The 25,595-nt window shown below is 68.2% G+C and carries 23 protein-coding genes and 1 tRNA gene; 10 read left to right on the forward strand and 14 right to left on the reverse strand.

The genetic code is table 11. The annotated features are described in order from the left end of the window. Nucleotides 1-120: 120 nt before the first annotated feature. From IM25_RS21540 to prfB, 7 genes are all read right to left on the reverse strand, one after another. The gene (locus tag IM25_RS21540) at nt 121-978 is read right to left on the reverse strand and encodes a DMT family transporter (RefSeq protein WP_051121498.1); all 858 of its coding nucleotides are present in this window, start codon (nt 976-978) and stop codon (nt 121-123) included. Then, nucleotides 975-1,451: an SsrA-binding protein SmpB gene (smpB, locus tag IM25_RS21545; RefSeq protein WP_024101458.1), complete on the reverse strand. Its 477-nt coding sequence runs from the start codon at nt 1,449-1,451 to the stop codon at nt 975-977. Before smpB ends, IM25_RS21540 begins: the two co-directional genes overlap by 4 nt. Nucleotides 1,452-1,520: 69 nt before the next feature. Further along, nucleotides 1,521-2,426, reverse strand: a complete 906-nt coding sequence (gene ftsX / locus IM25_RS21550) for a permease-like cell division protein FtsX (RefSeq protein ID WP_006550352.1) — start codon at nt 2,424-2,426, stop codon at nt 1,521-1,523. Between the two features lie 49 nt (nt 2,427-2,475). Beyond that, nucleotides 2,476-3,165 (reverse strand): cell division ATP-binding protein FtsE, encoded by a 690-nt coding sequence (gene ftsE, locus IM25_RS21555; RefSeq protein WP_033097116.1) that lies wholly within the window; start codon nt 3,163-3,165, stop codon nt 2,476-2,478. A gap of 108 nt (nt 3,166-3,273) precedes the next feature. Next, nucleotides 3,274-3,726, reverse strand: coding sequence for a hypothetical protein (locus IM25_RS21560; protein ID WP_033097115.1), 453 nt, complete (start codon nt 3,724-3,726; stop codon nt 3,274-3,276). Continuing rightward, nucleotides 3,723-4,610, reverse strand: a complete 888-nt coding sequence (locus IM25_RS21565) for a mechanosensitive ion channel family protein (RefSeq protein WP_232333366.1) — start codon at nt 4,608-4,610, stop codon at nt 3,723-3,725. The genes IM25_RS21560 and IM25_RS21565 overlap by 4 nt, the downstream gene beginning before the upstream one ends. A 21-nt stretch (nt 4,611-4,631) precedes the next feature. Beyond that, nucleotides 4,632-5,750 carry a peptide chain release factor 2 gene (prfB, locus tag IM25_RS21570; protein ID WP_006550345.1) on the reverse strand — a complete coding sequence of 373 codons (1,119 nt, stop codon included), beginning with the start codon at nt 5,748-5,750 and terminating at the stop codon, nt 4,632-4,634. Between the two features lie 145 nt (nt 5,751-5,895). Here prfB and hisN point away from each other — a divergent pair, with 145 nt between their 5' ends. Further along, entirely contained in the window at nt 5,896-6,681 is a 786-nt protein-coding gene (gene hisN / locus IM25_RS21575) for a histidinol-phosphatase (protein ID WP_006550344.1), read from the forward strand. Nucleotides 6,682-6,726: 45 nt separating this feature from the next. Here the strand turns inward: hisN and IM25_RS21580 are convergent, their stop codons facing one another. Both IM25_RS21580 and IM25_RS27070 read right to left on the reverse strand, forming a co-directional pair. Then, nucleotides 6,727-7,191 (reverse strand): GyrI-like domain-containing protein, encoded by a 465-nt coding sequence (locus IM25_RS21580; RefSeq protein ID WP_052040032.1) that lies wholly within the window; start codon nt 7,189-7,191, stop codon nt 6,727-6,729. After that, entirely contained in the window at nt 7,118-7,351 is a 234-nt protein-coding gene (locus tag IM25_RS27070) for a MerR family DNA-binding transcriptional regulator (protein WP_231912117.1), read from the reverse strand. Before IM25_RS27070 ends, IM25_RS21580 begins: the two co-directional genes overlap by 74 nt. A 166-nt stretch (nt 7,352-7,517) precedes the next feature. Between IM25_RS27070 and IM25_RS21585 the strand changes: the two genes are divergently transcribed. The 3 genes from IM25_RS21585 (at nt 7,518) to IM25_RS21595 (ending at nt 12,080) form a co-directional block, all read left to right on the forward strand. Next, entirely contained in the window at nt 7,518-8,912 is a 1,395-nt protein-coding gene (locus IM25_RS21585) for an acyl-CoA dehydrogenase family protein (protein WP_019288455.1), read from the forward strand. Between the two features lie 28 nt (nt 8,913-8,940). Then, complete coding sequence (locus IM25_RS21590) at nt 8,941-10,155, forward strand: acyl-CoA dehydrogenase family protein (protein ID WP_019288456.1); 1,215 nt, start codon at nt 8,941-8,943, stop codon at nt 10,153-10,155. A 221-nt stretch (nt 10,156-10,376) separates the two neighbouring features. Continuing rightward, a complete protein-coding gene (locus IM25_RS21595; protein ID WP_052040031.1) occupies nt 10,377-12,080 on the forward strand; it encodes an acyl-CoA synthetase in 1,704 nt (567 codons plus the stop codon). Nucleotides 12,081-12,130: 50 nt separating this feature from the next. On the opposite strand, the gene IM25_RS21600 is transcribed toward IM25_RS21595, so the two are convergent. Continuing rightward, nucleotides 12,131-12,207, reverse strand: a tRNA-Met gene (locus IM25_RS21600). Nucleotides 12,208-12,672: 465 nt separating this feature from the next. On the opposite strand from IM25_RS21600, the gene IM25_RS21605 reads away from it, so the two are divergent. Continuing rightward, nucleotides 12,673-13,197, forward strand: coding sequence for a transglycosylase family protein (locus IM25_RS21605; protein WP_033097209.1), 525 nt, complete (start codon nt 12,673-12,675; stop codon nt 13,195-13,197). 95 nt (nt 13,198-13,292) lie between these two features. On the opposite strand, the gene IM25_RS21610 is transcribed toward IM25_RS21605, so the two are convergent. Continuing rightward, nucleotides 13,293-16,307 carry a UPF0182 family protein gene (locus IM25_RS21610; RefSeq protein WP_198162517.1) on the reverse strand — a complete coding sequence of 1,005 codons (3,015 nt, stop codon included), beginning with the start codon at nt 16,305-16,307 and terminating at the stop codon, nt 13,293-13,295. A 192-nt stretch (nt 16,308-16,499) separates the two neighbouring features. On the opposite strand from IM25_RS21610, the gene IM25_RS21615 reads away from it, so the two are divergent. Next, nucleotides 16,500-17,105, forward strand: coding sequence for a PPA1309 family protein (locus IM25_RS21615; RefSeq protein WP_006550273.1), 606 nt, complete (start codon nt 16,500-16,502; stop codon nt 17,103-17,105). Between the two features lie 63 nt (nt 17,106-17,168). On the opposite strand, the gene IM25_RS21620 is transcribed toward IM25_RS21615, so the two are convergent. After that, nucleotides 17,169-18,194, reverse strand: a complete 1,026-nt coding sequence (locus tag IM25_RS21620; RefSeq protein WP_006550272.1) for a YlbL family protein — start codon at nt 18,192-18,194, stop codon at nt 17,169-17,171. 115 nt (nt 18,195-18,309) lie between these two features. Between IM25_RS21620 and IM25_RS21625 the strand changes: the two genes are divergently transcribed. The 3 genes from IM25_RS21625 to IM25_RS21635 all read left to right on the forward strand — a co-directional run bounded on the left by IM25_RS21625 (nt 18,310) and on the right by IM25_RS21635 (nt 22,053). Continuing rightward, nucleotides 18,310-19,755 (forward strand): zinc-dependent metalloprotease, encoded by a 1,446-nt coding sequence (locus tag IM25_RS21625; RefSeq protein WP_024101466.1) that lies wholly within the window; start codon nt 18,310-18,312, stop codon nt 19,753-19,755. 85 nt (nt 19,756-19,840) lie between these two features. After that, on the forward strand, nt 19,841-20,731 hold the full coding sequence (locus IM25_RS21630) for a hypothetical protein (protein ID WP_065996399.1): 891 nt from the start codon (nt 19,841-19,843) through the stop codon (nt 20,729-20,731). Further along, the gene (locus IM25_RS21635; RefSeq protein WP_033097113.1) at nt 20,728-22,053 is read left to right on the forward strand and encodes an ABC1 kinase family protein; all 1,326 of its coding nucleotides are present in this window, start codon (nt 20,728-20,730) and stop codon (nt 22,051-22,053) included. The genes IM25_RS21630 and IM25_RS21635 overlap by 4 nt, the downstream gene beginning before the upstream one ends. Nucleotides 22,054-22,072: 19 nt before the next feature. On the opposite strand, the gene IM25_RS21640 is transcribed toward IM25_RS21635, so the two are convergent. Together IM25_RS21640 and IM25_RS21645 are read right to left on the reverse strand one after the other, a co-directional pair. After that, a complete protein-coding gene (locus IM25_RS21640) occupies nt 22,073-22,399 on the reverse strand; it encodes a WhiB family transcriptional regulator (RefSeq protein ID WP_228044579.1) in 327 nt (108 codons plus the stop codon). 666 nt (nt 22,400-23,065) lie between these two features. Next, nucleotides 23,066-25,207 (reverse strand): ATP-dependent DNA helicase UvrD2, encoded by a 2,142-nt coding sequence (locus IM25_RS21645; RefSeq protein WP_197481798.1) that lies wholly within the window; start codon nt 25,205-25,207, stop codon nt 23,066-23,068. Between the two features lie 112 nt (nt 25,208-25,319). Between IM25_RS21645 and IM25_RS21650 the strand changes: the two genes are divergently transcribed. Further along, on the forward strand, nt 25,320-25,574 hold the full coding sequence (locus IM25_RS21650) for a mycoredoxin (RefSeq protein WP_024101470.1): 255 nt from the start codon (nt 25,320-25,322) through the stop codon (nt 25,572-25,574). Nucleotides 25,575-25,595 lie beyond the last annotated feature (21 nt).

Genomic DNA, 25,595 nt, shown 5'->3' on the forward strand with positions numbered 1-25,595 from the left:
CGGGGTGACCCGAGTCCGGCGTCGCCGGGTGTCACCCGTAGCGCTCCGTCCGGTGACGCGCTTTCCACGATGCCGGGTCCAGCGCCTCCAGGATTCGTGTTCTTCCCACCCCACCCCGGATCAGCCGGGCAGGCTGACGAGTGCGACGGCCAGTCCGGCTGCGAGCAGGCCGAGCAGTTTCACCCGGCTCACGCGCTCTCCGAGCACGATGACGGCGAGTAGCACCGTCACCGCCGGATACAGCGCCGCGATCACGCTCACCAGCGACAGCAGGCCGTGCTGGTAGGCGAACAGCAGTGCACCGTTCGCGATCACGTCGATCACGCCGATCCCGATCAGGATCGGCAGGAGCGACCGGATCGGCCACACCACGGTGCGCCACGAGAAGGCGATCACCAGCCAGACCACGAGGGTGGCGGTCGCGCGGGAGGCGGCGAGCGGCCACAGGCCGGTGCCGGTGCCGACCTGACCGAGGCCGATGAACGACAACGCGAAGGCGATGCCCGATCCGACCGTCCACCACGCGATCCTCGACGTGAAGCGCGGGTGTCCGACACCGGTGACGGTCTCGTCGGATTCGCGGCTGACCAGCCCCACCGCGATCACCGCGACGACGATGCCGAGATAGGCGAGAAGACCGGGCCGGTCCCCCGTCGCGATCCCGAACAGCACGGGGATTCCGGCCACGACGACAGCGGTGACCGGTGAGACGACCGACATCGGCCCGTTCGCCAGTGCGAGGTAGAACCACCAGACGGCGATGCCGCCGGCCACGCCCGCTGCGGCACCCCACGCGAGGGACGCCGCGGTGAGGTCGCCGCCGACGATCGACGCGGCGATCAGGGACACGACGAGCGAAGCCGGGTAGGTGACGGCGACGACGCCGAGTGCGCTCGCGCGACGGGAGGCGGCACCCCCGGCGAAATCGCTGAGGCCGTACCCGACCGCCGCGAGGAGCGCGAGCGCGACCGCGATCAGCGGCTCATGCCCTTCACTCGCCGGCCGAGCTCGCGGGTCACCTCACGTTCGGCGGTCCGGCGGGCGAGATCCTGACGCTTGTCGTAGTCCTGCTTGCCCTTGGCGAGCGCGAGCTCGACCTTGACCTTGCCGTCGGAGAAGTACATCGACAGCGGCACGAGGGTCTGGTTGCCCTCCCGGGTCTTGCCGACGAGCGCGTCGATCTCGCGACGGTGCAGCAGCAGCTTGCGGGTGCGGCGCGGAGCGTGGTTGGTCCACGTGCCGTGCCCGTATTCCGGAATGTGCAGACCCCGCAACCACACCTCGCCGTCGTCGACGGTCGCGAATGCGTCCACCAGGGAGGCCTTTCCCTCCCGCAGGCTCTTGACCTCGGTACCGACGAGGGCGATGCCCGCCTCGTAGGTGTCGAGGATGGTGTAGTTGTGGCGCGCCTTCCGGTTGGTCGCGATGACCTTCCGGCCCTTTTCCTTCACGTGCAGGCCTTTCCGGTCCACGATCGATCGAACAGAACACCGTCCAGCATAGGAACCTCGCACGACACCTTATTCACGCACGTACAGACGCAAGGTCACATACGAGGTGAGAGCGGCCATTCCCACGCCCACGAGGACCAGGAACGGCGAGACCAGAAGGATGTCGCTGTCGGTGATGCGGGCGACGATGTTCGCGTCGTAGACCTCGGTGAGCATGTCGTCGACGAACATGCTCTTGGCGACGAAGAGTCCGCCGATGGCGAGTGCGGCACCCACGATCGCGGCGATCACCGCTTCGAGGAGGAAGGGCAGCTGCGTGTACCAGCGAGTCGCGCCGACCAGCCGCATGATGCCGACCTCGGTGCGGCGGGTGAAGGCCGCGATCTGCACCATGTTCGCGATCAGAAGCACGGCCGCGATCGCCTGGATCGTGGCGATGGCGAACGCGCCGTTGCGGATGCCGCCGAGCACGCCGAACAGACGCTCGACGAGATCCTGCTGGTTGAGCACGCTGTCGACGCCGGGCCGGGTACCGAAATCGTCCTGGATCGCCGCGAATCGATCCGGATCGGACATCTTGATCTTGAAGGAGGCAGGGAAGCTGTCGGCACTCACGAGTTCGGCGAGTTCGGGCTGATCGGCGAAGACACGATCGGTGGCGTCGAGGACGGCGTCGTCGCGGCTCAGGTACTGGACCGACACCACGTCGTCGGTGCTCTCGAGGTCGCTGCGCAGGGTGGAGCAGAGATCCTGCTCGCACTCCGGATCGAGCGAGGAGATGTCCTCGGTCAGGAACACCTGCACCTCGACCCGGTCGAGGAAGATCCGTTCCGTCTTGCCCGCCATCTGGACCACGAGCAGCCCCGCACCGAACAGCGCGAGGGAGATCGCCGTGGTGAGGATCATCGCGATGGTCATGGTGAGGTTGCGGCGCAGGCCGGTGGTGACCTCGCTGAACAGGAAGCTGGCACGCATCGGGTGGGATTCCTTCGGTTGCCTGGTGGGGATGCTCGGGTGACGGGATCTAGCGGCCGACGCCGTAGACGCCGCGTGCCTCGTCGCGCACGACGCGTCCGAGATCGAGTTCGACGACCCGTCGCCGCATCGAGTCGACGATGTGGTGGTCGTGGGTCGCCATGAGCACCGTCGTGCCCGTGCGGTTGATGCGTTCGAGCAACAGCATGATGTCCTGGCTGGTCTCGGGGTCGAGGTTGCCGGTCGGTTCGTCGGCCATCAGCACGAGCGGCCGGTTGACGAACGCACGCGCGATCGCGACACGCTGCTGCTCGCCGCCGGACAGTTCGGCGGGCAACCGGTCGGCTTTGCCGGACAGTCCCACCAGCTCGAGAACCTCCGGCACCGTCCGTTCGATCACTCCGCGCGGCTTACCGATCACCTCGAGAGCGAACGAGATGTTCTCGGCGACCGTCTTGCGCTGGAGCAACCGGAAGTCCTGGAAGACGCATCCGAGATTCTGGCGCAGCTTCGGTACGCGACGCGCCGGCAGCCGGTTGACGTGGAAATCGGCCACGTGGATGTCGCCGGTGGTGGGCTTCTCCTCTCGCAGGAGCAACCGGAGGAAGGTCGACTTCCCGGATCCGGAGGGACCGATGAGAAAGACGAACTCACCCTTCTCGACGTGCACCGAGACCCCTTCGAGCGCGGGACGCGTGGACGTCTTGTAGGACTTGGACACATTCTCCAGCCGGATCACGTGGACATGCTAACCGTTACCGGACGGTGACCTACGGCACCGGCTCGTCGGTGCTCTACGACGACGGAGCGTCGGTGTCCTCGGTCACCGTCGGATCCTGCTGGTCGTTCAGTCCGGGATCGTGGGCAGGTCGAACGGGAACTGCCTGTTCGTCGTGGTGGGGGGCGCAGTCGTCGTGGCATCCTGCGGCGGCGTCCCGCCCTGTTCCCTGCCCGGCACGCCGGTCGCCGTCGTCGGCGGGAAGGTCGACGAGGTCGTCGGCGGATAGGGCGTGTCGGTGGTCTCCGGCACGGACTTCTCCTGCGGGGCCGTGGTCGCCGGCGGCACGTACGGCACGTAGGGCGTCTCGGAGATGATCACGGCGGTCGACGGCGCATCGGGGGTGTCCTCGGGCGGGTTGAGGAACAGGTAGGTCACCCACAGCGCAAGCCACAGGGTGCACAACGCGAAGGTCGTGGTCCTGATCCGCCCACCGAGGAGGTGCGACGGGATGCGCCTGCGGTGCTTCTCCTCCGGCTCGGTGGCCGCGCCCCCACCCGACGTCCCTCCACCCGGTGTCACTGTGCCTCCACTCGATCGACCACGCTGGCGGTGTCGAGCTGGGGCGTGACGGTGATGCCCCGTTCACGCAGTGCTCGCGCGATCCGCGCACGCAGCAGACGGCCCACCTGGAACTGCTTGCCGGGCAGCGTGCGCGCGACCATGCGGACGCTGAGCTGATCCACCTCGAGGCTCTCGACACCCATCACACTCGGTTCGTCGAGCAACAGCTCCCGCAGGCGGGGGTCCTTGTATGCGGCGACACCCAGTTCGCGCAGCATCTCGGTGACGTCGGCGATGTCGGCGGTCACCGGGATCGGCACGTCCACCACGGCGCGCGCCCAGTCCTTCGACAGGTTGACGGCCTTGTTGATCTGCCCGTTGGGGACGGTGATGACCTCACCCGCCGTGCTACGCACCCGGGTGACGCGCAACGTGACGTCCTCGACGGTGCCGATCGCGTCCTCGGACGCACCGGTCACGGAGATCTGCACGGTGTCGCCGAAGCCGTACTGCCGTTCGGTGATGATGAAGAACCCCGCGAGGATGTCCTGCACGATGCGCTGGGCACCGAAGCCGAGCGCCGCGCCGAGCACGGTCGCCGGCGCGACCAGGCTGCCGATGGGCAGCTGCAGATAGTCGAACACCTTCAGGGTCGCAACGATGTACACGAACGAGATCGCCATCCACGTGACCACCTGGGCGACCGAATGGCGATGCTTCGTCGCCTCGGACCGCACGAGGTCGTCGGACTGCGTGTAGCGCTCGTCGATGCGGCGCGTGATGCGGCTGCCGATCCAGGAGACGAACCGGGCGATCAGAACCGCACCCAGAATCGTGAGTGCGATCAGCAGCCCGCTCGTCGACAACCAGTCGAGCAGTCTAGCTCCGGGAAGAAACGGCACAGGCCCCTCTCCTGTTTCCGATCACGATTTCTGCTCTTCTCGCATACGCCAGCGGATGCCCGATTCGAGGAATCCGTCGATGTCGCCGTCGAGCACCGCCGAGGGGTTGTTGACCTCGTACTCGGTGCGCAGGTCCTTGACCATCTGGTAGGGATGCAGCACGTACGAGCGCATCTGGTTGCCCCACGAACTGCCGCCGTCGCCCTTGAGCGCATCCATCTCGGCGCGCTCCTCCTGGCGCTTGCGCTCGAGGAGCTTGGCCTGCAGGACACGCATGGCCGCGACCTTGTTCTGCAACTGCGACTTCTCGTTCTGACAGGTGACGACGATGCCGGTCGGGATATGCGTCAGGCGCACGGCGGAGTCGGTGGTGTTGACCGACTGGCCTCCCGGGCCGGACGAGCGGTAGACGTCGACGCGGACGTCGTTCTCGTCGATGTCGATGTGGTCGGTGGTCTCGACGACGGGCAGCACCTCGACCTCGGCGAAGGAGGTCTGGCGGCGGCCCTGGTTGTCGAAGGGGCTGATGCGGACGAGACGGTGCGTGCCCATCTCGACCGACAGGGTCCCGTAGGTGTAGGGCGCCTTGACGGCGAAGGTGGCGGACTTGATGCCGGCCTCTTCCGCGTAGGAGGTGTCGTAGACCTCGACGCCGTAGCCGTGCTTGTCGGCCCAGCGGATGTACATACGCATGAGCATCTCGGCCCAGTCGGCGGCGTCGACGCCACCGGCGCCCGCGCGGATGTTGACGAGCGCGTCGCGCTGGTCGTACTCGCCGGACAGCAGCGTGCGCACCTCCATCGCCTCGATATCGGCGCGCAGGCTCTCGCGTTCGGCCTCGGCGTCGGCCAGGGCGGCGGTGCGGGCCTCGCCCTCCTCGCCCTCGGCGAGCTCGTACAGAACCGGGAGATCCTCGAGCCGCTGGCGCAGGCCCTCGACCCGGCGCAGCTCACCCTGTGCGTGCGACAGTTCGCTGGTGACCTTCTGGGCGTGGTCCTGGTCGTTCCACAGCTCGGGGTCGGCGGCCTGGTGTTCGAGTTCGTCGATGCGCCGTCGCAGCTCCTCGACGTCGAGGACCGATTCCACGGTGCGGAGGGTCGTGTCGAGCTCGGTCAGGGCTGCGGAAACATCGGGATGCACGATTCAACAGGTTACCGGAGCGACGACCCGGCCCGCCGTGGGCAGCGATCGACACGGCAGGGCCCGGTCGGGTCGAGCACCGCGCCGACCCCGGAGTGGACGGCAAGCTGCTCGGCCTCGGACGACGGCGGCTAGCGTTTCCGCCATGACCACCGACTACACCGCCGACCTGGACCTCGCACTCCGACTCGCCGACGCGTCCGACGCCATCACCCGCGACCGCTTCGGTGCGCTGGACCTGAAGGTGGACGACAAGCCGGACCTGAGTCCGGTCTCCGACGCCGACCTCGCCGTCGAGCGCGCCATCCGCGAGATGCTCGGCGAGCAGCGACCGGACGACGCGGTGCTCGGCGAGGAGTTCGGTGGCGACGCGGTCTTCCGCGGGCGGCAGTGGGTCGTCGATCCGATCGACGGCACGAAGAACTTCGTGCGTGGCGTACCGGTCTGGGCGAGCCTGATCTCGCTCCTCGAGGACGGTGTGCCTGTCGTGGGCGTGGTCAGCGCCCCGGCACTGAACCGTCGGTGGTGGGCGGCCGCGGACGGCGGCGCCTGGGTGTCGCACGACGGTGCCGAGCCCCGGCGCATCTCGGTGTCGGAGGTGACCGACCTCGCGTCGGCGTCGCTGAGCTTTTCGAGCCTGAGCGGCTGGCACGAGCGTGGCATCCGTGATCGTTTCGTCGCCCTGACCGACGACGTGTGGCGGGTGCGCGCCTACGGCGACTTCTTCTCCTACTGCCTGCTCGCCGAGGGCGCCCTCGAGATCGCGCTCGAACCCGAGGTTTCGCTGTGGGATCTGGCCGCGCTCGACGTGCTGGTGCGCGAGGCAGGTGGACGGTTCACGAACCTCGAGGGTGCGGACGGTCCGCACGGCGGCAGTGCGGTCGCGACCAACGGCACGCTGCACGACGAGGTGCTCGGTCGACTGAAGTGAGTGGCCGGCCCCACGCACGGATGGTCACGCGTGGGGCCGGGTTCGTCAGCGGACCGGGAGATGCACAGCGGTCTCGAGGTCGGCTTCGTTCGTGACGCCCGGATCATCGAGGTAGACGTTGAAGTGGTGGGTGGCCACGTCGTCGTCGACCCGGGCCGCGGACAGGCCGTGTTCGGTCAGGAATTCGGCGATCGCCTCGTGGGCCCGCGGGATCGATTCGGCGTACGGCCCGGTCACGGTGGCGACGACCGCCCGGCGTGAGGGGAACTCGTGGACCGTCAGCGGCTCGCGGGCCGTGGTTCCCGGCGCCACCGGCAGGAACACCGATTCGTCGACGTCCGACTCACGGAACTCGCCGTCGTGTTCGATGCATCCGCCGGGTCCGGTCGGGACGATGCCCTGCTCCTGCAGGTCGGGCATGAAGCGTTGCCACAGTTCACCTTCGGCCGAGTAGTCGGCGACGGTGCCGCGGAGGCAGACGTACGTCTGCTGAGGAATCTCGCGCGGCATCGGCGGTCTGCTCGGGGAGGTATCGGCGGTAACCGCTGACCTCGTCGACCACGGCGGGGATCAGCACTCCCTGCGAGTCGTAGTGCCGCAGCATCCGCACGCTGATCCGGGTCAGGGACGAGAACTTTCCGATGGACATCAACCTGGTGGTGTCGGCCATGGCGCCGAGTCTGCGACCTCACACGGTGTGAGAGTCAACTCGTGCTCGCGACACAGCGGACGATGCTGGGCGACACGCGTCCACCGCGGAACTTACTGCGCGGTAGACAGTGACCTTACTCAGAAGTAAGATCGGGAGTGTCCACTGCCGCATCGAGAGACTTCTGGTGATCATGAGCAAGCAAGACAGCGTGGGCCGCCACACGCCTCGCGACACGTCCGCCGTCGGCCTCAATCCGATCAAACGCGACGCCATGGGTGCTGCCATGCGCGTGCTCACCCGGATCACGGGTTCCGAACTGGCCGACCGGTACAAGATCCGCGAGACGATCGACCGGATCACGTACCAGTCCACGAAAACCGGCTTCAAGACCCTCGGCGCCGCCACGCGCACCTTCAAGAAGATGTCCGGCGGCGCGAGCGGCCCGCAGCGTCTCACCACCGCGAAGAACGCCGACTTCTTCGATCTCACCCCGACCGACGATCAGCAGATGATCACGGAGACGGTGCGTGAGTTCGCCGCCGAGATCCTGCGCCCCGCCGCGCACGACGCCGACGAGGCCGCCGCGGCCCCGGCCGATCTACTCGCGCGCGCAGCCGAACTCGGCATCACCATGGTCAACGTACCCGAGGCGTTCGACGGCGCCGCCGACGAGCGCGGCGTGGTCACCAACGTGCTGGTCGCCGAGGCCCTCGCGCACGGCGACATGGGCCTGGCCCTGCCGATCCTCGCGCCGAGCGGTGTGGCCGTGGCGCTCACACAGTGGGGCACCGAGGACCAACAGAAGACCTACCTGCCGGCCTTCGCCGGCGACGATGTCCCCCAGGCGTCGGTCGTCATCGCCGAGCCGCGCGCCCTGTTCGATCCCTTCGCGTTGCAGACCAAGGCGGTGCGCTCCCCCAGCGGCTACCGGCTCAACGGCGTGAAGTCGTTCGTCCCGGCGGCGGGCAGCGCCGAACTGTTCGTCGTGGCAGCCGAACTCGACGGTAAGCCGTCCCTCTTCCTCGTCGAGGCGAAGAGCAAGGGCGTCGTGATCGAGGCCGATCCGGGCATGGGCCTGCGCGCCGCCGGACTGGGCCGCCTTCTGCTCGAGGACGTCGCGGTGCCGGAATCGGCACGTCTCGGCGACGACGACGCCGACGTCCGCGCCGAGCAGTACGCCGACGCCGTGCGCCTGTCGCGCCTGGGCTGGGCAGCTCTGGCGATGGGCACCGGTCAGGCCGTGCTCGACTACGTGGTCCCCTACGTCAACGAGCGCGAGGCGTTCGGCGAGCCCATCAGCCACCGGCAGGCGGTGGCGTTCATGGTGGCCAACATCAAGATCGAGCTCGACGGTCTACGTCTGGTCACCCTGCGCGGTGCGTCGCGGGCCGAGCAGGGCCTGTCGTTCGCTCGCGAGGCGGCCCTGGCCCGCAAGCTCGCCACCGACAAGGGCATGCAGTTCGGCCTCGACGGCGTCCAGCTGCTCGGCGGCCACGGCTACACCAAGGAACACCCCGTCGAACGTTGGTACCGCGACCTGCGAGCAATCGGAGTCGCCGAGGGCGTCGTCCTCGTCTGATCGGCCCGACCCGAACAAGGAACCTGTGATGATCAATCTCGAACTTCCCCGGAAGCTCAAGGCTTCCGCGAACCAGGCCCATCAGGTCGCCGCGCAGATTTTCCGGCCGATCTCCCGCAAGTACGACCTCGCCGAGCACGAGTACCCCATCGAACTCGACACCATGGCCGCGATGGTCGAAGGGCTCAACGACTCCGGCCAGGGCGCGGCGGGTGCCGCGCTCGGCCGCGACAGCAAGGCCAAGCAGGACGGCCCCGCCGGAAATGCCAACGGCGGCAACATGGCCGGACTCCTCAATGTCATCGAGACGTGCTGGGGCGACGTCGGCCTGACCCTGTCGATCCCCTACCAGGGCCTGGGCAATTCCGCGATCGCCGCGGTGGCCACCGACGAACAGCTCGAACGCTTCGGCAAGGTGTGGGCCTCCATGGCAATCACCGAGCCCGGTTTCGGATCCGATTCGGCGGCCGTGACGACCACGGCCGTGCTCGACGGCGACGAGTGGGTCCTCAACGGCGAGAAGATCTTCGTCACCGCCGGTGAGCGTTCCACGCACATCGTCGTGTGGGCGTCCGTCGACAGGTCGAAGGGCCGCGCCGCGATCAAGTCGTTCGTCGTGCCGCGCGAGGCTCCCGGACTCTCGGTCGCGCGTCTCGAGAAGAAGCTCGGCATCAAGGCATCCGACACCGCGGTGCTCGTGCTCGACAACTGCCGCATCCCGAAGGACAACATCCTCGGCTCCCCGGAGGTGAACACCGAGAAGGGGTTCGCCGGGGTCATGCAGACCTTCGACAACACGCGTCCGATCGTGGCCGGCATGGCCGTGGGTCTCGGTCGTGCGGTACTCGAGGAACTGCGCACGATCCTGAAGGAGGCGGGCGTCGAGGTCTCCTACGACATCCCCGCGAACAACCAGCATGCCGCGGCCGCCGAGTTCCTCGCGCTCGAGGCCGACTGGGAGGCCGCCTACCTGCTCGCGCTGCGCGCGACGTGGATGGCCGACAACAAGAAGCCCAACTCCCTCGAGGCGTCGGTGTCGAAGGCGAAGGCCGGCCGCACCGGCACCGCGGTCTCGCTCAAGGCCGTCGAACTCGCCGGAACCTACGGGTATTCGCAGCGGCCGCTGCTCGAGAAGTGGGCACGCGATTCCAAGATTCTCGACATCTTCGAGGGCACCCAGCAGATCCAGCAGCTCATCGTCGCTCGGCGGGTGCTCGGAAAGTCGTCCTCCGAACTGAAGTAACGCTCGGGGCATGGGGTCCGTCCGCGGGCGCCGGAAGGATGGGACCGGTGTCTGCGCACGGTACCGGACGTGTCGGAGGATCCATCGGGGTAGAGCCCTCGCCGCAGGTACGGCGAGGGCTCTACCCGTTCCAGGAAGATCATCCGTGGAAGATTGCCTGGAATGTGAGCTACGTCACGGCTACTGTGTGTGCTGACGCCGACACACAGCTAGGGGGACGGATGCTCGGTCAGGACATTCTCGGCAGGATCACGAGTGGGCGGATCACGCTCGACGACACGATCGGCCAGGTCAAGGACACCATCGGATCACTCGCGGTACTCCATCGCGCAGGTCTGCTGCACTTTCCGCGCGTGGACCACAGCATCGGGACGATCATGGCGGCCAACAAGTACGGCCCCTTCGCCGGCGCCGTGCACGCACAGGCCGAACGCGGTCTCGACGCCGTCGCCCTGATCGACGAGGCCGGCGATGTCACCTACAAGGAACTCGAGGCCCGCTCCAATGCCCTCGTGCGTGCGTGGCAACGCGCCGGGGTGGAGCCGGGATCGGTCATGGGCATCATGGCCCGGAATCACCGCGGTCTCGTGTTGACGATGCTCGCCACCGCCAAGCTCGGTGTGCGACTGGTGATGATGAACACCGGTTTCGCGCCGCGGCAACTCGTCGATGTCGCAGCGCGCGAACAGGTCTCGACGTTCGTCTTCGACAGCGAATTCGCCGAGGTCGCAGCCGCGCTCCCCGACGACGTGCGCCGGTACGTCTCCTGGGCGGACGACGAGGTCCCCGGCATCCCGACGCTGGAGCAGTCGATCGAAGGGCTGGACGGCTCGTCCCTGCCCGCGCCGGAGGTCTTCGGTGGATTCGTATTGCTCACCAGCGGCACCACCGGCACCCCGAAGGGCGCGCCGCGCGGCCGCACGTCACCGTTCGCGTCGGTCCAGTTCCTCGATCGGGTTCCACTGCGCCCCGGGCAGACGATGCTCATGGCCGCCCCGGCCTTCCACGGCACCGGCGTCTCGCAGTTCGCGCTCGCCCTCGCACTGGGTCAGACCGTGGTGATGATGCGGCGCTTCTCCCCCGTCGACACCTTGGGCCTCGTCGAGCAGCACGGAGCGATCGTGCTGGTGGTGGTCCCGACGATGCTGCAGCGGATCCTCGACCTCGGACCGGAGAAGATCGCCGAGTACGACACCTCGAGCCTGAAGATCGTCTTCTCCGCGGGTTCGTCGCTCTCGCCCGACGTGTGTCGCCGGACGACGGAGGCGTTCGGACACGTGCTCTACAACCTGTACGGCTCCACCGAATGCGCCGTCGCGACGGTCGCGACCCCCGACGACATCCGGCAGGCCCCCGGCACGGCCGGTCGCCCTCCCGTGACGTGTCGGGTGGTGCTGTTCGACGACGACGGCAACCGCATCACCGAGCCGCACGTCCCCGGCCGCATCTTCGTCTCGAGCGGCCTGTCCTTCGCCGGCTACACCGACGGTCGCGACAAGGAACGCATCGACGGGTTGCTGTCGATCGGCGACATCGGGCACTGGGACGAGAACGGCCTGCTCTTCGTCAACGGTCGCGACGACGACATGATCGTCTCCGGCGGCGAGAACGTCTATCCACTCGAGGTCGAGAACCTGCTCGCCGAGCGGGAGGACATACTCGACGCCGCCGTGGTGGGTGTCCCCGATCCCGAGTTCGGGCAGCGGCTGCGAGCCTTCGTGGTTCCCTCCCCCGACTCCTCCCGCAACGCCGAGGACATCAAGGCGTTCGTGAAGTCGAATCTCGCCCGGTACAAGGTTCCGCGCGAGGTGGTTTTCCTCGACGAGCTGCCGCGCAACGCCACCGGGAAGCTGCTGCGCCGGGTGCTGGTGGAGATGGATCTGCCCGAGGATCCCGAGAAGGGGTACACCACCGCTCGGGGGTGACCCCCTCGAACGAACGAAGGCCGGTCGTCCGAGACGACCGGCCTTCGTGGTGGTAGCGGGGACAGGATTTGAACCTGCGACCTCTGGGTTATGAGCCCAGCGAGCTACCGAGCTGCTCCACCCCGCGTTGCATGAATGAACTTACACGAGCACGGAAACGGAATGCAAATCGCCTCGTCGGACGCGGATGGGCCTCGACGACAACCGAAATCGCAACCCCGAGGTGTCTCGGTTCACATTTCCGCCATGACTATCGCCACATAACGGCGGTGTAACGATCTTGCATCGACCCTCGTTATCACCTTCCTGAGCTGCGAAGACTCAATCGTCCCATCCCATCAGGTGGACAAACACCTCTCCCGGCGGGGGATGACGCGCCGCGGAGCGCTTTGTACTGTCGGTCCCGGCTCGAAACAGCCGAGCCACCACCGGCCCGTCGCCGCCAGTCTGCCCCGCGGGATCCGGTGCCTACGAAGACCCGAGGGGCAGGGACGCAACCGACGTGGTCCCCGATCCGGACGGAGACATTTCTCCGTCGACCGAGATCGACGAGGGCCGTCGCGCTCCGCGAGCGCGGGAAGGACTCCACAGAATGACCAACTTCAGCACGCGTGCATTCCGCACTGCCGTCGTCACCGGTGCACTCGCCGCGGTTCCGTTCGCGCTCGCCACCGGCACCGCGTCCGCCGCCCAGCACAACTGGGACGGCGTCGCCCAGTGCGAGAGCGGTGGCAACTGGGCCATCAACACCGGCAACGGCTACTACGGCGGCCTGCAGTTCTCGCAGAGCACCTGGGAGGCCAACGGCGGCAGCGGCCGCGCGGACCAAGCCTCGAAGGCGGAGCAGATCCGTATCGCCGAGAACGTCCTGCAGACACAGGGCCCCGGCGCGTGGCCCGTCTGCGGTCAGTACCTGACAACCGAATCCGCGCCGGCTCCCGCCGCACCCGAGGCGCCCGCACCGGCACCCGAGGCTCCGGCACCCGCGGCTCCGGCCGCCCCCGAGTTGCCGGCCGAGGTCACCCAGGCCGTCGACACCGCGAACCAGCTCGCCCAGCAGTACGGCTTCGGCGCCGAGTTCGCGCAGATCGTCGATATCACGCTGGCCGGTCGCTGACGCAGACCGTCTCTGCGAACACGACGAAGGCCCGCGGTGCGAACCGCGGGCCTTCGTCGTGTCGGTTTCCGTTACCGGATCAGCCGCCGGTGGATTCAGCCGCCAGTGGATTCGTAGGCATCGACGGCTTGCTGCACCCGCCGCAGCGCCCGTCCGTAGGCTTCGAAATCGCCGCTGGTCTGCGCGTTGGCCAGCTCCGCGAGTGCCGAATCGAGCTCCGCGACCGCGGCATCGCGATTCGCGGGAGTCGTCGGCGCCGGCGAGGTGGGCTGCTGTTGCTGCTGATCGGAAGGCTGGTTCTCGTCCGTGGTGCCCTCGATCACCTCGCCCCGCGTCTCGTCCTCCACCTCGGCGGTGGGCAGCGCCTCACCACCGGGAGCGGTGGCCGCGTCGCCGACGCCGGGACCGAACACCTGGTCGAGCGCACCGGCGAGAGTCGGTGCGTAACCGATCCGGACGCCACCGCTGGCACCCGGCTCCCGGTAGCTGACGAGCACGCGCGACAGCTGCGGGAAGGTCGACGTGCTACCCGCCGTCGCGTTGCGCTCGGTGTACATCGGCTGGACGTACAGGATGCCGCCGTCCGCGATGGGCAGGGTGAGCAGGTTGCCGTATTGGATCCGGTTGGACCGTTCGAGCAGGGTCCGTTCCGAAGCCACTCGGGTGTCGGAGATCATCGCGTTCTGCGTCTGCTCCGGACCGAAGGTCTGCGTATCCGTCGGCAACTGCAGGATCGTGAACTTCCCGTAGTTCTCCGGATCGGATTCGACCGAGATGTACGCCGACAGGAACTGCCGGTTGTAACCCACCATCGCCGAGGTCAGACGGAACCGGGGATCCGCCGTCTCGCGATCGCCCATGAGCAGGTAGTAGGGCGGCTGGTTCGCGCTGGTGTCGACCGTCGGGTCCGCCGGCACCGACCAGAACGCATTGTTCGTGAAGAACTCGCGCGGGTCGTCGACGTGGTACTTGGCGAGCATCTCGCGCTGCACCTTGAACAGATCCTCCGGGTACCGGAAGTGCGCCCGCAGCTCGTCGGAGATCTGGTCCTGCGGGGTCACCGCATCAGGGAAGACACCCATCCACGCCTTCAGAACCGGGTCCTCATCGTCGACCTGGTAGAGCGTCACCGTGCCGTCGTAGGCATCGACCGTCGCCTTCACCGAGTTGCGGATGTACGAGACCTCCTTGCGGGGCAGCAACCGGCCGGTGTTCTGGTCGATGCTGTCCTCGACGAGGCCCTCGAGCGACGCGCGCTGCGCGTACGGGTAGTAGTCGAGCGTGGTGTACGCGTCGACGACCCACTTGATGCGACCGTCGATCGCGGCCGGGTAGGCGTCGCCGTCGGCCGTCAGCCACGGCGCGACCTTCGTCACGCGCTCACGCGGGTCGCGGTTGAACAGGATCTTCGAGTCGCTGCCGATGGCGCTCGAGAACAGGATGTTGCGTTCGCCGTACTTCGCGGCGAAGGCGAGCCGGTTGAACCAGTTGCCGATGTCGACGCCGCCCGAGCCGGTGTAGGTGTACTTTTCGGTGTCGGTGTCGTACTCGCGCGGACCGGACGAGTCGGCGCTGTTGCCGACGATCGCGTAGTCCGGATCGGCCTCGGCGATGACCTCGCCGTAGTAGATGCGGGGCTGCTCGACGGGGATGACCTGGTTCTCCGCAGCGAGCGACGCCAGGTCGCTGACGAAGTAGACGGGATAGCCGCTGTTGCTGTTGGCGGCCTCCTCCGCCGAGGCACTCGCGGCGGCGTTCACGCGGTTGGCGGGCGCCGCGACGAGACCGTTGCCGTGCGTGTACACGGTGTGGCGGTTGATCCAGTCGGTCTGGTTGCCGGTCAGGCTCGTCGGCGAGAGCTCACGCGCCGCGACGATGTAGTCCTCCATACGACCGTCGAGCTCGTACCGGTCGATGTCGAGCGACTCGGGGTAGCCGTAGAAGTTCTTCAGCTGCGTCTGCTGCGTGAACGTGCGGGGAAGCACGTTCGGGTCGAGCAGGCGGGCGTTCGCGATCGTGGTGATGTCGGCCGGGATGTTCTCGGGCGAGGTGGTGCCCACACCCGGGTAGTCCTCGTACGCCACCTTGTCGTCGGTGATGCCGTACGCCTCGCGGGTCGCGGCGATGTTGCGCTCGATGTACTCGCTCTCCTTGTCGGCAGCGTTCGGGCGCACCGAGAACTGCTCGACCATGAGCGGGTACACCGCGCCGACGAGGATCGACGAGAGCACGAGCAGCGCCGTCGCGAGCGCGGGGATCCGCAGGTCGCGCAGGAAGATCGCGGCGAAGAACGCGATCGCGCAGATGACGGCGATCGCGAGCAGGATGAGCTTGGCCGGCAACACCGCATTGATGTCGGTGAAGCCACCGCCGGTGAAGGTGGGTTCCTTGCGGCTGCTCCACAGCAGTTCGTACCGATCGAGCCAGTAGGCGAACGCCTTGAACGCGACGAACAGGCCGGCGAGGACCGCGAGCTGCACACGCGAGGCCGTCGACATGCTTCCCCCGCGACCGGCGAGGCGGATGCCGCCGAAGATGTAGTGGGTGACGAGGTTCGCGATGAACCCGAGCACGATCGCGACGAAGAACCAGTTGAGCAGGAAGCGGTAGAACGGCAGGGCGAAGGCGTAGAAGCCGACGTCGAGACCGAACTGCGGATCGGTGGTGCCGAAGTCGCCGCCGTTGAAGAACATCTGGACGGTGACCCAGCCGGCCTGGGCGACCAGACCGGAGAGCACACCGAGCACGACCGGGATACCGATCCCGAAGGCGCGCATGCGCGTCATCACGGTGGTGCGGTAGCGCGCCACCGGATCATTGGGTCCGGTGGTCGGCACGAAGACCGGGCGCGACCGGTAGGCGAGCAGCATCGCCAGCCAGACGACACCGCCGATGAACAACCCGACCGCCAGGAACAGTGCGATCCGGGTCAGGAGAACCTTGACGTATACGTCCCGGAAGTCGACCTCGCCGAACCAGAGCCAGTTGGTGTAGGTGTCCACCAACCGTGGTCCGAGCAGGAGCAGCACTGCGGCCACCACTGCCAGGATCAGCAGAACTCTGCTCCGCTTCGACAATGTAGGTACTCCGGTCGGGGGCCTCATGCCCACGTGCCACGCTCCCAACTCGTCCGGCGGCGCGATCGCACCGCATCTGTACATCTCGCGCTCGACGAAAGCGTGCGAGCACGCCTCGTTCTCACGGAGTGACCGTTTCGCCCCACTCTACGGAATCCTCGTACAGGGGGTCGCACGACGCAGGTCCGGCAGCGCACACCCGCGTACGGGTGCCAGGATAGGCCGGTGAACCAACGTCTTCCCGTACCTTCCGAACAAGGACTCGCGCGCGCCGTCCACGAGATCATCGATTTCGCGGATGCGGAGGGTTGGGACCGCCCTCCCGTCATGTTCGCGCTCGTCCCGACCGTGCTTCTCGCAGCCGCCGAACCCGCCCTCGCCGACCAGCTCGACGAGGGACACGAGTACACCCCGATCGCGCAGGAATCTTTCCCCGACGACGTCGAGGGCGGCAGTCCCGCACTCGAGGAGTTCCTCGCCACGACCACCTGGCCCGGATCGGTTGCCGGGTGCGCTCTCGTGCAGGAGGTGGTCGTGCTGCCGCCGAGCGCGGAGAACGAACTCGACGACGCCTTCACGCCATTGCTCGCCGACGCCCACGCGGCAGACGAGGCGGCCCGGCTCGCAGCGCACAGTCACCCGGAACGACGCGCCGCCCGCCTCATCTCCGCGGTCCTGCGCGACGGGCCGTCACTCTCGCTCCTTCAGTTGCGCCCCCTCGACGACGACGATCCGTTCGCGGGCACTGAACTGCGGACCTACGACAACCTCGCCCCGCACGTCGTGGCCGCGTTGTACGCGACCCTCGAGGCGAGCGACGACGACTACTGAGAGGGCGATCACCGCACTGCCGGCCCCCGTGCGGCGCGCGGGATCGGCTGCCGACGGGCGGGATCAGCTGCAGGCGGGCGCGTCGCGTCCGTCCGCGATCGCTGCCAGCGCGTCGATCGCACCCTCGAGCGTCTCGACCTTCACGAGCTGCACACCCTCGGGGGCGCCGCTCTGCGCCTCCGCGCAGTTCTCGGCGGGCACCAGGAAGACGGTCGCGCCGTCCTCCGACGCCGCGGTGAGCTTGTGGGTGATCCCGCCGATCGGACCGACCATCCCGTCCGAGTCGATGGTGCCGGTACCGGCGACGTCCAGACCGCCGTTGAGCAGGCCCGGGCTGAGCTTGTCCACCACGGCCAGACTGAACATCAGGCCGGCGGACGGTCCGCCGATGTCGGCGAGGTTGAAGGTGACCTCGAAGGGCACCTCGGGAACCTCCTCGGTGGCGATGCCCAGGAAGCCCTTGTCCGGGTCGCCGGGCCGGGAACCGACAGGAACGTCGAACGACTCCTCGGCATCGCCGCGCCGGACGGTGACGTCCACCGACTCACCGGGCGGCACGTCGCCGACCGCGCGCTGGACCTGGCCGGCCGTGCGCATCTCCTCGCCGCCGACGGCGACGATCCGGTCGCCCGCCTCGAGCAACCCGGCGGCAGGGGCGTCCTGGCCCACCTCGGCGATCCGCAGGGTCACCGGCAGGTCGAGATAGTGCAGGGCGGCGAGTTCGGCGGACCGCTCCGACTGGGCGAACTGCGCCTGGTCGACGGCCTGGACCTCGTCCTTGCTGCGGTCGGGCGGGTAGACTTGCTCGCGCGGCGCCACGCCGTAGCGCCCGCTGATCCAGGCGGTGAAGGTCTGCGCGAGGGTGAGATTGTCGGTGACCCCGACGGTCGTCATGAACAGACTGCCCTCGGTCTCGTCCTCCTCGATCCCCTCGAGCGCGACGACCGGGGTGCCCTCGATCTCCCCGAGCGTGTCGAAGACGGGGCCGGGGCCGAGCGCCACGTACGGCGCCCGGACGTTGAACGCCACGACCACGATGACGAGGATCGGGAGCACGAGCGCGAGCGGCAGGACGTAGCGACGATTCACCCGGCCAGGGTAACGGTCGCCCGACCACCCCCTTCACACCACGACCGTGTCGTGTTCGCCATGAGCGTGACCACGACGCCGGTCCCCGCCCTGGACGCCTTGTACCGTTGGATACATGAGCGACACGCCCTTCGGATTCTCGAATCCCGACGACGACCCCGACCGTAGGAAGGACGAGGGTTCCGGTAGCGGCGGAGCCGGTGGCGGCATGCCCTTCGGATTCGGACTCCCCGGCAGCGGTGGGGGCGACAACCCGTTCGGCGGTCAGGGCTTCGATCCCGCGCAGTTCGGTCAGATGCTCAGCCAGTTCGGCCAGATGCTCGCCGGTATGGGCAGCGCCATGGGTTCCGGCGGCGGCTCGGGTCCGGTCAACTACGACATCGCGACGAAGCTCGCACGTCAGCAGATCGGGTCCGTCGACCCGGTCTCGCCCCGTACCGCCGACGCCGTGACGGACGCCGCGCGCCTCGCGGAACTGTGGCTCGACGCGGCCACCACGCTGCCCGCGGGTGCGTCGAAGGTCGTGGCGTGGACGCCCGTCGACTGGCTCGACAACACCCTCGAGACGTGGAAGCGCCTGTGCGATCCGATCGCCGAGCAGGTCAACGGCATGATGCTGAACGGTCTACCCGAGGAGGCCCGTGCGATGGCCGGGCCCATGCTCGGGATGTTCTCGCAGATGGGTGGGGTTGCTTTCGGCTCCCAGCTCGGCCAGGCCCTCGGCCAGTTGTCGAAGGAAGTGCTCACCTCCACCGACATCGGTCTCCCCCTCGGCCCGGAGGGCACCGCCGCTCTCCTGCCGGCCGCGGTCGAGAGCTTCGGTGAAGGACTCGAGCAGCCCGCTCAGGAGGTGCTCGTCTTCCTCGCCGCACGCGAGGCCGCCCATCAGCGCCTCTACAGCCACGTGCCGTGGCTGCGTCAGCGGATGCTGGCGACCGTCGAGGAGTACGCACGCGGCATCCGCATGGACATGTCGTCGATCGAGGATCTCGCCCAGGGACTCGACCCGTCTGCACTCACCGACCCGTCCAAGCTCGAGGAAATCCTCAAGCAGGGCGCGTTCGAACCCCAGACCACCCCGGAGCAGAAGGCCGCACTCGAACGACTCGAGACGATGCTCGCGCTCGTCGAGGGCTGGGTCGAGACGGTCGTCGCCGACGCGCTCGGCGAGCGGCTCCCGGGTGCCTCGGCCCTCACCGAGACCCTGCGCCGTCGCCGCGCCACGGGCGGACCGGCCGAGCAGACCTTCGCTACGCTCGTCGGCCTCGAGCTCCGGCCCCGGAAGGTGCGCGAGGCCGCTGCGCTGTGGCGACGCCTCACCACCGACGCCGGCACCGAGGCCCGCGACCATGTGTGGGCGCATCCCGACCTGCTGCCGGACTCGTCGGATCTCGACAACCCGACGGCCTTCGTCGATCGTGTGATCGGCGGTGGCACCGGAGCCTTCGAGGATCCGATCGCCCAGCTTCAGGCGACCATGGAACGTGAGCAGGCCGAACGGGATCGCGCGGCCGAGGACGGATCCGGCGAGGACCGGCCCGGGGACGACAGCACCTCCTAGAACGACCCGATAGAGGCACCCGCGCCTGTGGACAAACTGCTCCTCGTGAGCCGTCCACGGGCGCGGATACTGTCAGTCTGTCTCCATGATCACCGCATCGCGCGAGACGACCACGAATCCCGCGCCGGCCGAGGCTGCGGTTCTCCGGGTCGATCCGGAACTGGCCGTGCTCGAGCGGTCCGACGGCTCGCTCCAGCTCGGCTGGGGTCCCGGCACCGCGACCGTCGTCCTGCCACCCCAGGGCATGGACAGCTTCGACCTCGGCGTTCTCGTCCGACTGCTCGACGGCCGGCTCACCATCGACGAGGTGCTGGACGTCGCAGCCGAGCGCGGGCTTCCGTCCGGACGGGTCCGGCAGGTGCTCGATGAGCTCACCGCGACGGGTGCGGTCCGGCAGGGCCCCGCGTCGCACGGTCCGGCGCGACCGCGGCGGGTGCGGGTTCACGGCTCGGGTCCGCTCGCTTCGGCGATCGTCGAGGATCTCCCGGTATGGGATGTGCGGTGGGTGCGCTCGTCGTCCGGTGACGAACTGCAGGACCCGGCCGACTGTGTCGTCCTCGCCGACGGGCAGGTGCCCGACCCCCATCTCGTGAACATGCTCGTGCGGGCCGGTATCCCCCATCTCGCGGTGCGGATCAGGGACGGACGCGGCATCGTCGGCCCGTTCGTACTCCCCGGCCGGAGCAGTTGTCTGCGCTGCGCCGATCTCGTGCGGGCCGATCTCGATCCGTCCTGGCCGCGACTGGCGAGTCAGCTGTACGGGCGGCAGGGCCACGCCGGCAGGGCGGTGACGTCGGCGACCGCGGCGATGGCCGTCGGCCAGATCGAGGCGTTCCTCTCCGCAGATCCGTCCGTGACCCCGGCGGTCGACCGCACACTCGAACTGGACCTGCGAACCCACCGCATCGTCACGCGCCGATGGTTCCGTCACCCCCGGTGCGACTGCTCGGCCATCGCTCGGGTCGGTCAGGCATGATGGGGGGCGTGCCAGACATCCCTCGCAGAAGCTCGTCCCGCACTGCCAAGCTCGCGAGCATTCCTCTGGGAATCGCCGGGCGCGCCGCTGTCGGTTTCGGCCGTCGACTCGCCGGCGGAGATCGGGAGGAGATCGACGCCGAGATGACGGCGAAGGCCGCCGAACAGTTGTTCAGTGTGTTGGGCGAACTCAAGGGCGGCGCCATGAAGTTCGGCCAGGCCCTGAGCGTGATGGAAGCCGCCGTCCCGGAGGAGTTCGCCGAGCCGTATCGGGAGGCGCTCACCAAACTGCAGGCGGAGGCCCCTCCACTGCCCGCCCAAGCCGTGCACCGCGTGCTCGACCAGCAACTCGGAACGAAGTGGCGTGAGCGCTTCGAGTCGTTCGACGACGTGCCCGTCGCGTCGGCCAGTATCGGCCAGGTGCACCGGGCCGTGTGGTCGGACGGACGCGAGGTCGCGGTGAAGGTCCAGTACCCGGGCGCCGACGAGGCTCTGCGCGCCGACATGCGCACGCTGTCCCGGTTCGCCGGATTGTTCGCCACGATGATGCCGGGTGCCGATGTGCGTGCGCTGCTCGACGAGTTGTCCGCACGCACCGAGGAAGAGCTCGACTACCGGATCGAGGCCGACAACCAGCGAGCCTTCGCGAAGGCCTTCGCCGGCGACGAGAAGTTCGTGATCCCGCGTGTCGTCGCGAGCGCCCCGAAAGTCGTCGTGACCGAATGGCTTTCGGCCACTCCGCTGTCTGTGATCATCAGCGGTGGCACGCGGGAGCAGCGCAACCGGGCCGGTGCGCTGCTCGCGGAGTTCCACTTCTGTTCGCCCGCGCGCGCCGGTCTGCTCCACAGCGACCCGCATCCGGGCAATTTCATGCTTCTCGACGACGGCCGTCTCGGAGTCATCGACTTCGGGGCCACGGCGTCGATGCCCGACGGCTTCCCGCCGGTGCTCGGACGGATGGTCCGACTCGCCCTCGAGGAACGTTTCGACGAACTCACCCGGCTGCTCTACGACAACAAGTTCGTCCTGCCCGGCCGCACGGTCACCGACGAGGAGATCGCCGACTACCTCCGGCCGTTCACCGACCCGATCCACACCGAGTCGTTCCACTTCACCCGCACATGGCTGCAGCGGGTGGCGGGCACGGCCACGGACTTCTCGAGTTCGACCTTCAAGACGGCTCGGACGCTGAATCTTCCGCCCGAGTACGTGAGTGTGTTCCGGGTGCTGCTCGGCTCGGTGGGCATCTGCGCTCAGCTCGACGCCGAGGCACCGTACATGCGCATCCTCAGTGAATGGCTACCCGGCTTCGTCGAGGAGTGACAAAGCCGGGCAACCGTATTCACGCACAGACCAGTTCCTTGCGGGGTTCGGGCAGCGGATTCTTCCGCGGCCGGCCCCGCGGCCGCTTGCGGGCCACGACCACACCACGGTCGATGATCTCCCCGCCCCACACGCCCCAGGGTTCCTCCCGCTCGAGAGCGGCGTCGAGACACTGGGCACGCACCGGGCAGCCCGCACACAGCGTCTTGGCGTACTCGAGATCGGCCGGGGTCTCAGCGAACCAGAGGTCGGGGTCGTTGTCGTGGCACGGCAGGGTGTCGCGGTCGCGGTCGTTGCGGGAGACCGCGAAAGTGTCGCTGCGCGACAGGATGTCGGTACAACGCATCTCGTCTCCTTCCGTTCGGTTCGGCAGGCTCGACGGGTATTCGCTCGGCACGTGAGCTCCTTCGTTGGTTCGGTGGAATGCGATGCGAACCCGGCCGGAGAACGAGAAAGGCCACGGTCCGCTGGGCGGGGTCCGTGGCCTGGAGGAGACGAAAGGTCTACCGGGAAACAGTTCCCGATCGACTTCCGACCACGGACGAGACGGCGGCGGCGTGCACACGTCGGCGTGCACGCGGCGCGGCTGCCACTGCGGGTGCCACAGATGTGGCGGTGCGAGTGGTAGCGGCGGCCCCAGCGACACGAGGGGCCGCTGCCGCTGCAAGAGCATCGAAACCGAGCATCGGGGCCACCTCACTTTCTCGTCGCGCACGGACCGTCTCCCGTGACATCGTCATCCAGACTAGATTCGTGAGCACGATCGGCACAAGTTATTTTCTACCTGCGGTTTCGTGCCGCGTTCTTCGTCCCCGCACCAAAGTCGGAGGGCATGTCCCTCGCGACCACGAGACTCCTGCCCGACCTCGACGAGGCCGAACGCCTCGTCCTCGGGCTCGGCTCGATGCGTTGCGCGCCGACGACGGCTCGAACAAAAGCACCTTCCGGGTGTTCCGCGACCGGCCGGGCACTACTTCTGCCTGTGCGCCGAATGAACACGGTCGGGTAGTCGTCAGAGGTCGAGGGTGTCGACGGTGTGCTCCCCCCGCACGAGGGCGAGCACGTCGGCACCGTACTGCTCGAGCTTCTTCGCCCCGATCCCGGGGATGGCGACCAGCGCACGATCGTCGCGCGGCTGCTGTTCGGCGATCGCGACGAGGGTGTTGTCGCTGAAGACGACGTAGGCCGGAACCTTCATCTCCTTCGAACGCTCCCGGCGCCATTCCTTGAGCGCGACCAGCAGATTCTCGTCGAGATCGGATGGGCAACCCTCGCAGCGGCCGAGCATGGTCGAGGTGGTGCCCATGAGCGGCTTGCCACAGACGCGGCATTGCGGGCGCTTCTTCCGCGGGGAGGACGGTTCGGCGATCTTCGACGCGGGTGAACTGTCGGGGATGAGCCCGTGAAGGAATCGAGAGCGTCGCCGCGACCGACGTCCGCCCGCCGTGCGGGACAACGCCCACGACAGTTGCAGGTGCACACGGGCTCGGGTGACACCGACATAGAGCAGCCGCCGTTCCTCCTCGATGCCGGCCTCGTCGGGCGGTGTGTCCTTGTCGCCGGTGACATGAGTGATCGGCAGGGTGCCGTCGGTGAGTCCGACGAGGAAGACGGCGTCCCATTCGAGGCCCTTCGCCGCATGCAGCGACGCGAGGGTGACGCCCTGGACCGTCGGTGGCTGGCGCGCCTCGGCACGGGCCGCGAGATCGCGCAACAGACCCTGCAGATCGAGATCGGGTTCGTGCTCGAGCAGTTCCTCGGTGAGCTGCACGAGCGCGACGAGCGACGCCCAGCGCTCGCGTGCCTGCGCACCCACCGGTTCGGTGTCGGTCAGGCCCAGCGGCACCAAGGTGGCCCGGACGAGGCTGCGCAGCCCGGCACCGCGACCGGCATCCTCCGGCAGGTCGTCGCGCGTACCCACCTGACGCAGCGCGTTGACCGCCTGCCGGACCTCCGCGCGGTTGAAGAAACCTTCACCGCCGCGCACCTGGTACGGGATACCCGCCTGCGTGAACGCCTGCTCGTAGGCCTCGGACTGGGCGTTGATGCGGTAGAGCACCGCGATCTCGGCCGCCGGGACCCCCTTGCCCATCAGCTTCGCGACGGCCTTGGCGACCGCCTGCGCTTCGGCGGGTTCGTCGTCGAACTCGGCGAAGGTGGGCTCCGGCCCGGACGGACGCTGACCGATGAGCTTGAGCCGGGTGCCGGCGATGCGGCCCCGCGCCGCACCGATCACGCGGTTGGCGAGGTCGACCACCTCCGGCGTGGAGCGGTAGTCGCGTTCGAGGCGCACGACCGTGGCGTCGGGGAACCGGCGGGAGAAGTCGAGCAGGTGCTTCGGGGTGGCGCCCGTGAACGAGTAGATGGTCTGGTTGGCGTCGCCGACCACCGTGAGGTCGTCGCGCGCGCCGAGCCACGCGTCGAGCACGCGCTGCTGCAGCGGCGTGACGTCCTGGTACTCGTCGACGACGAAGCAGCGGTAGCGGTCGCGGAACTCCTCGGCCACCGCGAGGTTGTCCTCGAGGGCCGCGGCGGTGTGCAGCAGCAGGTCGTCGAAGTCGAGATACATCCCGTCGCCCGACCGGGTCTTGAGCTGCTCGTACGTCTCGTAGACACGCGCGACCCGCTCGGGATCGGCCGGTGGGGTGCGGTGGGCGCGGGCGGCCGCGGCGGGGTAGTCCTCGGGCGCGACGAGCGTGCCCTTGGACCATTCGATCTCGGACAGCAGGTCGCGCACGGTGTCGGTGTCGGTCGGGAAGCCGCACCGGTGCGCCGCCTGCGAGACCGCCGCGAACTTGCGATCGAGCAGTTGCCAGGGTGTGTCGCCGACCACCTGCGGCCAGAAGTACCGCAGCTGCCGCAGCGCAGCGGCGTGGAAGGTGCGGGCCTGCACCTGCGTACCGTCGCCACCGATGCCCAGGGCGCGTAGGCGGGAACGCATCTCCCCTGCCGCGCGGGCGGTGAAGGTGACGGCGAGGACTTGGCTCGCGGAGACGTGACCGGCCGAGACGAGATGGGCGATGCGGCGGGTGATCGTGCGGGTCTTGCCGGTACCGGCGCCGGCGAGTACACAGACCGGCCCGCGTGGGGCGAGCACCGCTGCTGCCTGCTCGGGGTCGAGACCGTCCACCACATCCGCACACATGGCCTCCATCATGACAGCGACCGCCGACAGCGCAGCCCACCGGTGAGATCACCCGGTGTGGTGAGGACCACAGCTCACCCCGTCGCGGAACATGTTCGGCGGCTGTGATGTTCTCGAAGACATGACGCCCACCGACGCACCCGCCCTCACCGTCTACTCCACCACCTGGTGCGGTTACTGCAGGCGGCTGAAGACCCAGCTCGACCAGAACGGCATCCCATACGCCGAGATCGACATCGAGTCGGATCCGGCCGCCGCGGAGTTCGTCGGCAGCGTCAACAACGGCAACCACGTGGTGCCCACCGTCAAGTTCGCCGACGGCAGCACCGCGACCAACCCGTCGCTCGCCGAGGTCCAGCGCGCTCTGGGTCTGTAGCTCCCGCTCTTCCGGTAAGGC

It is taken from the genome of Rhodococcus sp. p52, from assembly GCF_000763325.2.
In the GTDB taxonomy this organism is placed as follows: Bacteria; Actinomycetota; Actinomycetes; order Mycobacteriales; family Mycobacteriaceae; genus Rhodococcus; species Rhodococcus pyridinivorans.

What these genes read in the sequence shown, in the direction of transcription:
- ftsX (WP_006550352.1), bottom strand. Translation starts at nt 2,426, where the DNA reads ATGCGTGCCAGCTTCCTGTTCAGCGAGGTCACCACCGGCCTGCGCCGC.
- hisN (WP_006550344.1), top strand. Translation starts at nt 5,896, where the DNA reads ATGACCACCGACTACACCGCCGACCTGGACCTCGCACTCCGACTCGCC.
- IM25_RS21580 (WP_052040032.1), bottom strand. Translation starts at nt 7,191, where the DNA reads ATGCCGCGCGAGATTCCTCAGCAGACGTACGTCTGCCTCCGCGGCACC.
- IM25_RS27070 (WP_231912117.1), bottom strand. Translation starts at nt 7,351, where the DNA reads ATGGCCGACACCACCAGGTTGATGTCCATCGGAAAGTTCTCGTCCCTG.
- IM25_RS21590 (WP_019288456.1), top strand. Translation starts at nt 8,941, where the DNA reads ATGATCAATCTCGAACTTCCCCGGAAGCTCAAGGCTTCCGCGAACCAG.
- IM25_RS21595 (WP_052040031.1), top strand. Translation starts at nt 10,377, where the DNA reads ATGCTCGGTCAGGACATTCTCGGCAGGATCACGAGTGGGCGGATCACG.
- IM25_RS21605 (WP_033097209.1), top strand. Translation starts at nt 12,673, where the DNA reads ATGACCAACTTCAGCACGCGTGCATTCCGCACTGCCGTCGTCACCGGT.
- IM25_RS21625 (WP_024101466.1), top strand. Translation starts at nt 18,310, where the DNA reads ATGAGCGACACGCCCTTCGGATTCTCGAATCCCGACGACGACCCCGAC.
- IM25_RS21630 (WP_065996399.1), top strand. Translation starts at nt 19,841, where the DNA reads ATGATCACCGCATCGCGCGAGACGACCACGAATCCCGCGCCGGCCGAG.
- IM25_RS21635 (WP_033097113.1), top strand. Translation starts at nt 20,728, where the DNA reads ATGATGGGGGGCGTGCCAGACATCCCTCGCAGAAGCTCGTCCCGCACT.
- IM25_RS21640 (WP_228044579.1), bottom strand. Translation starts at nt 22,399, where the DNA reads ATGCGTTGTACCGACATCCTGTCGCGCAGCGACACTTTCGCGGTCTCC.
- IM25_RS21645 (WP_197481798.1), bottom strand. Translation starts at nt 25,207, where the DNA reads ATGGAGGCCATGTGTGCGGATGTGGTGGACGGTCTCGACCCCGAGCAG.
- IM25_RS21650 (WP_024101470.1), top strand. Translation starts at nt 25,320, where the DNA reads ATGACGCCCACCGACGCACCCGCCCTCACCGTCTACTCCACCACCTGG.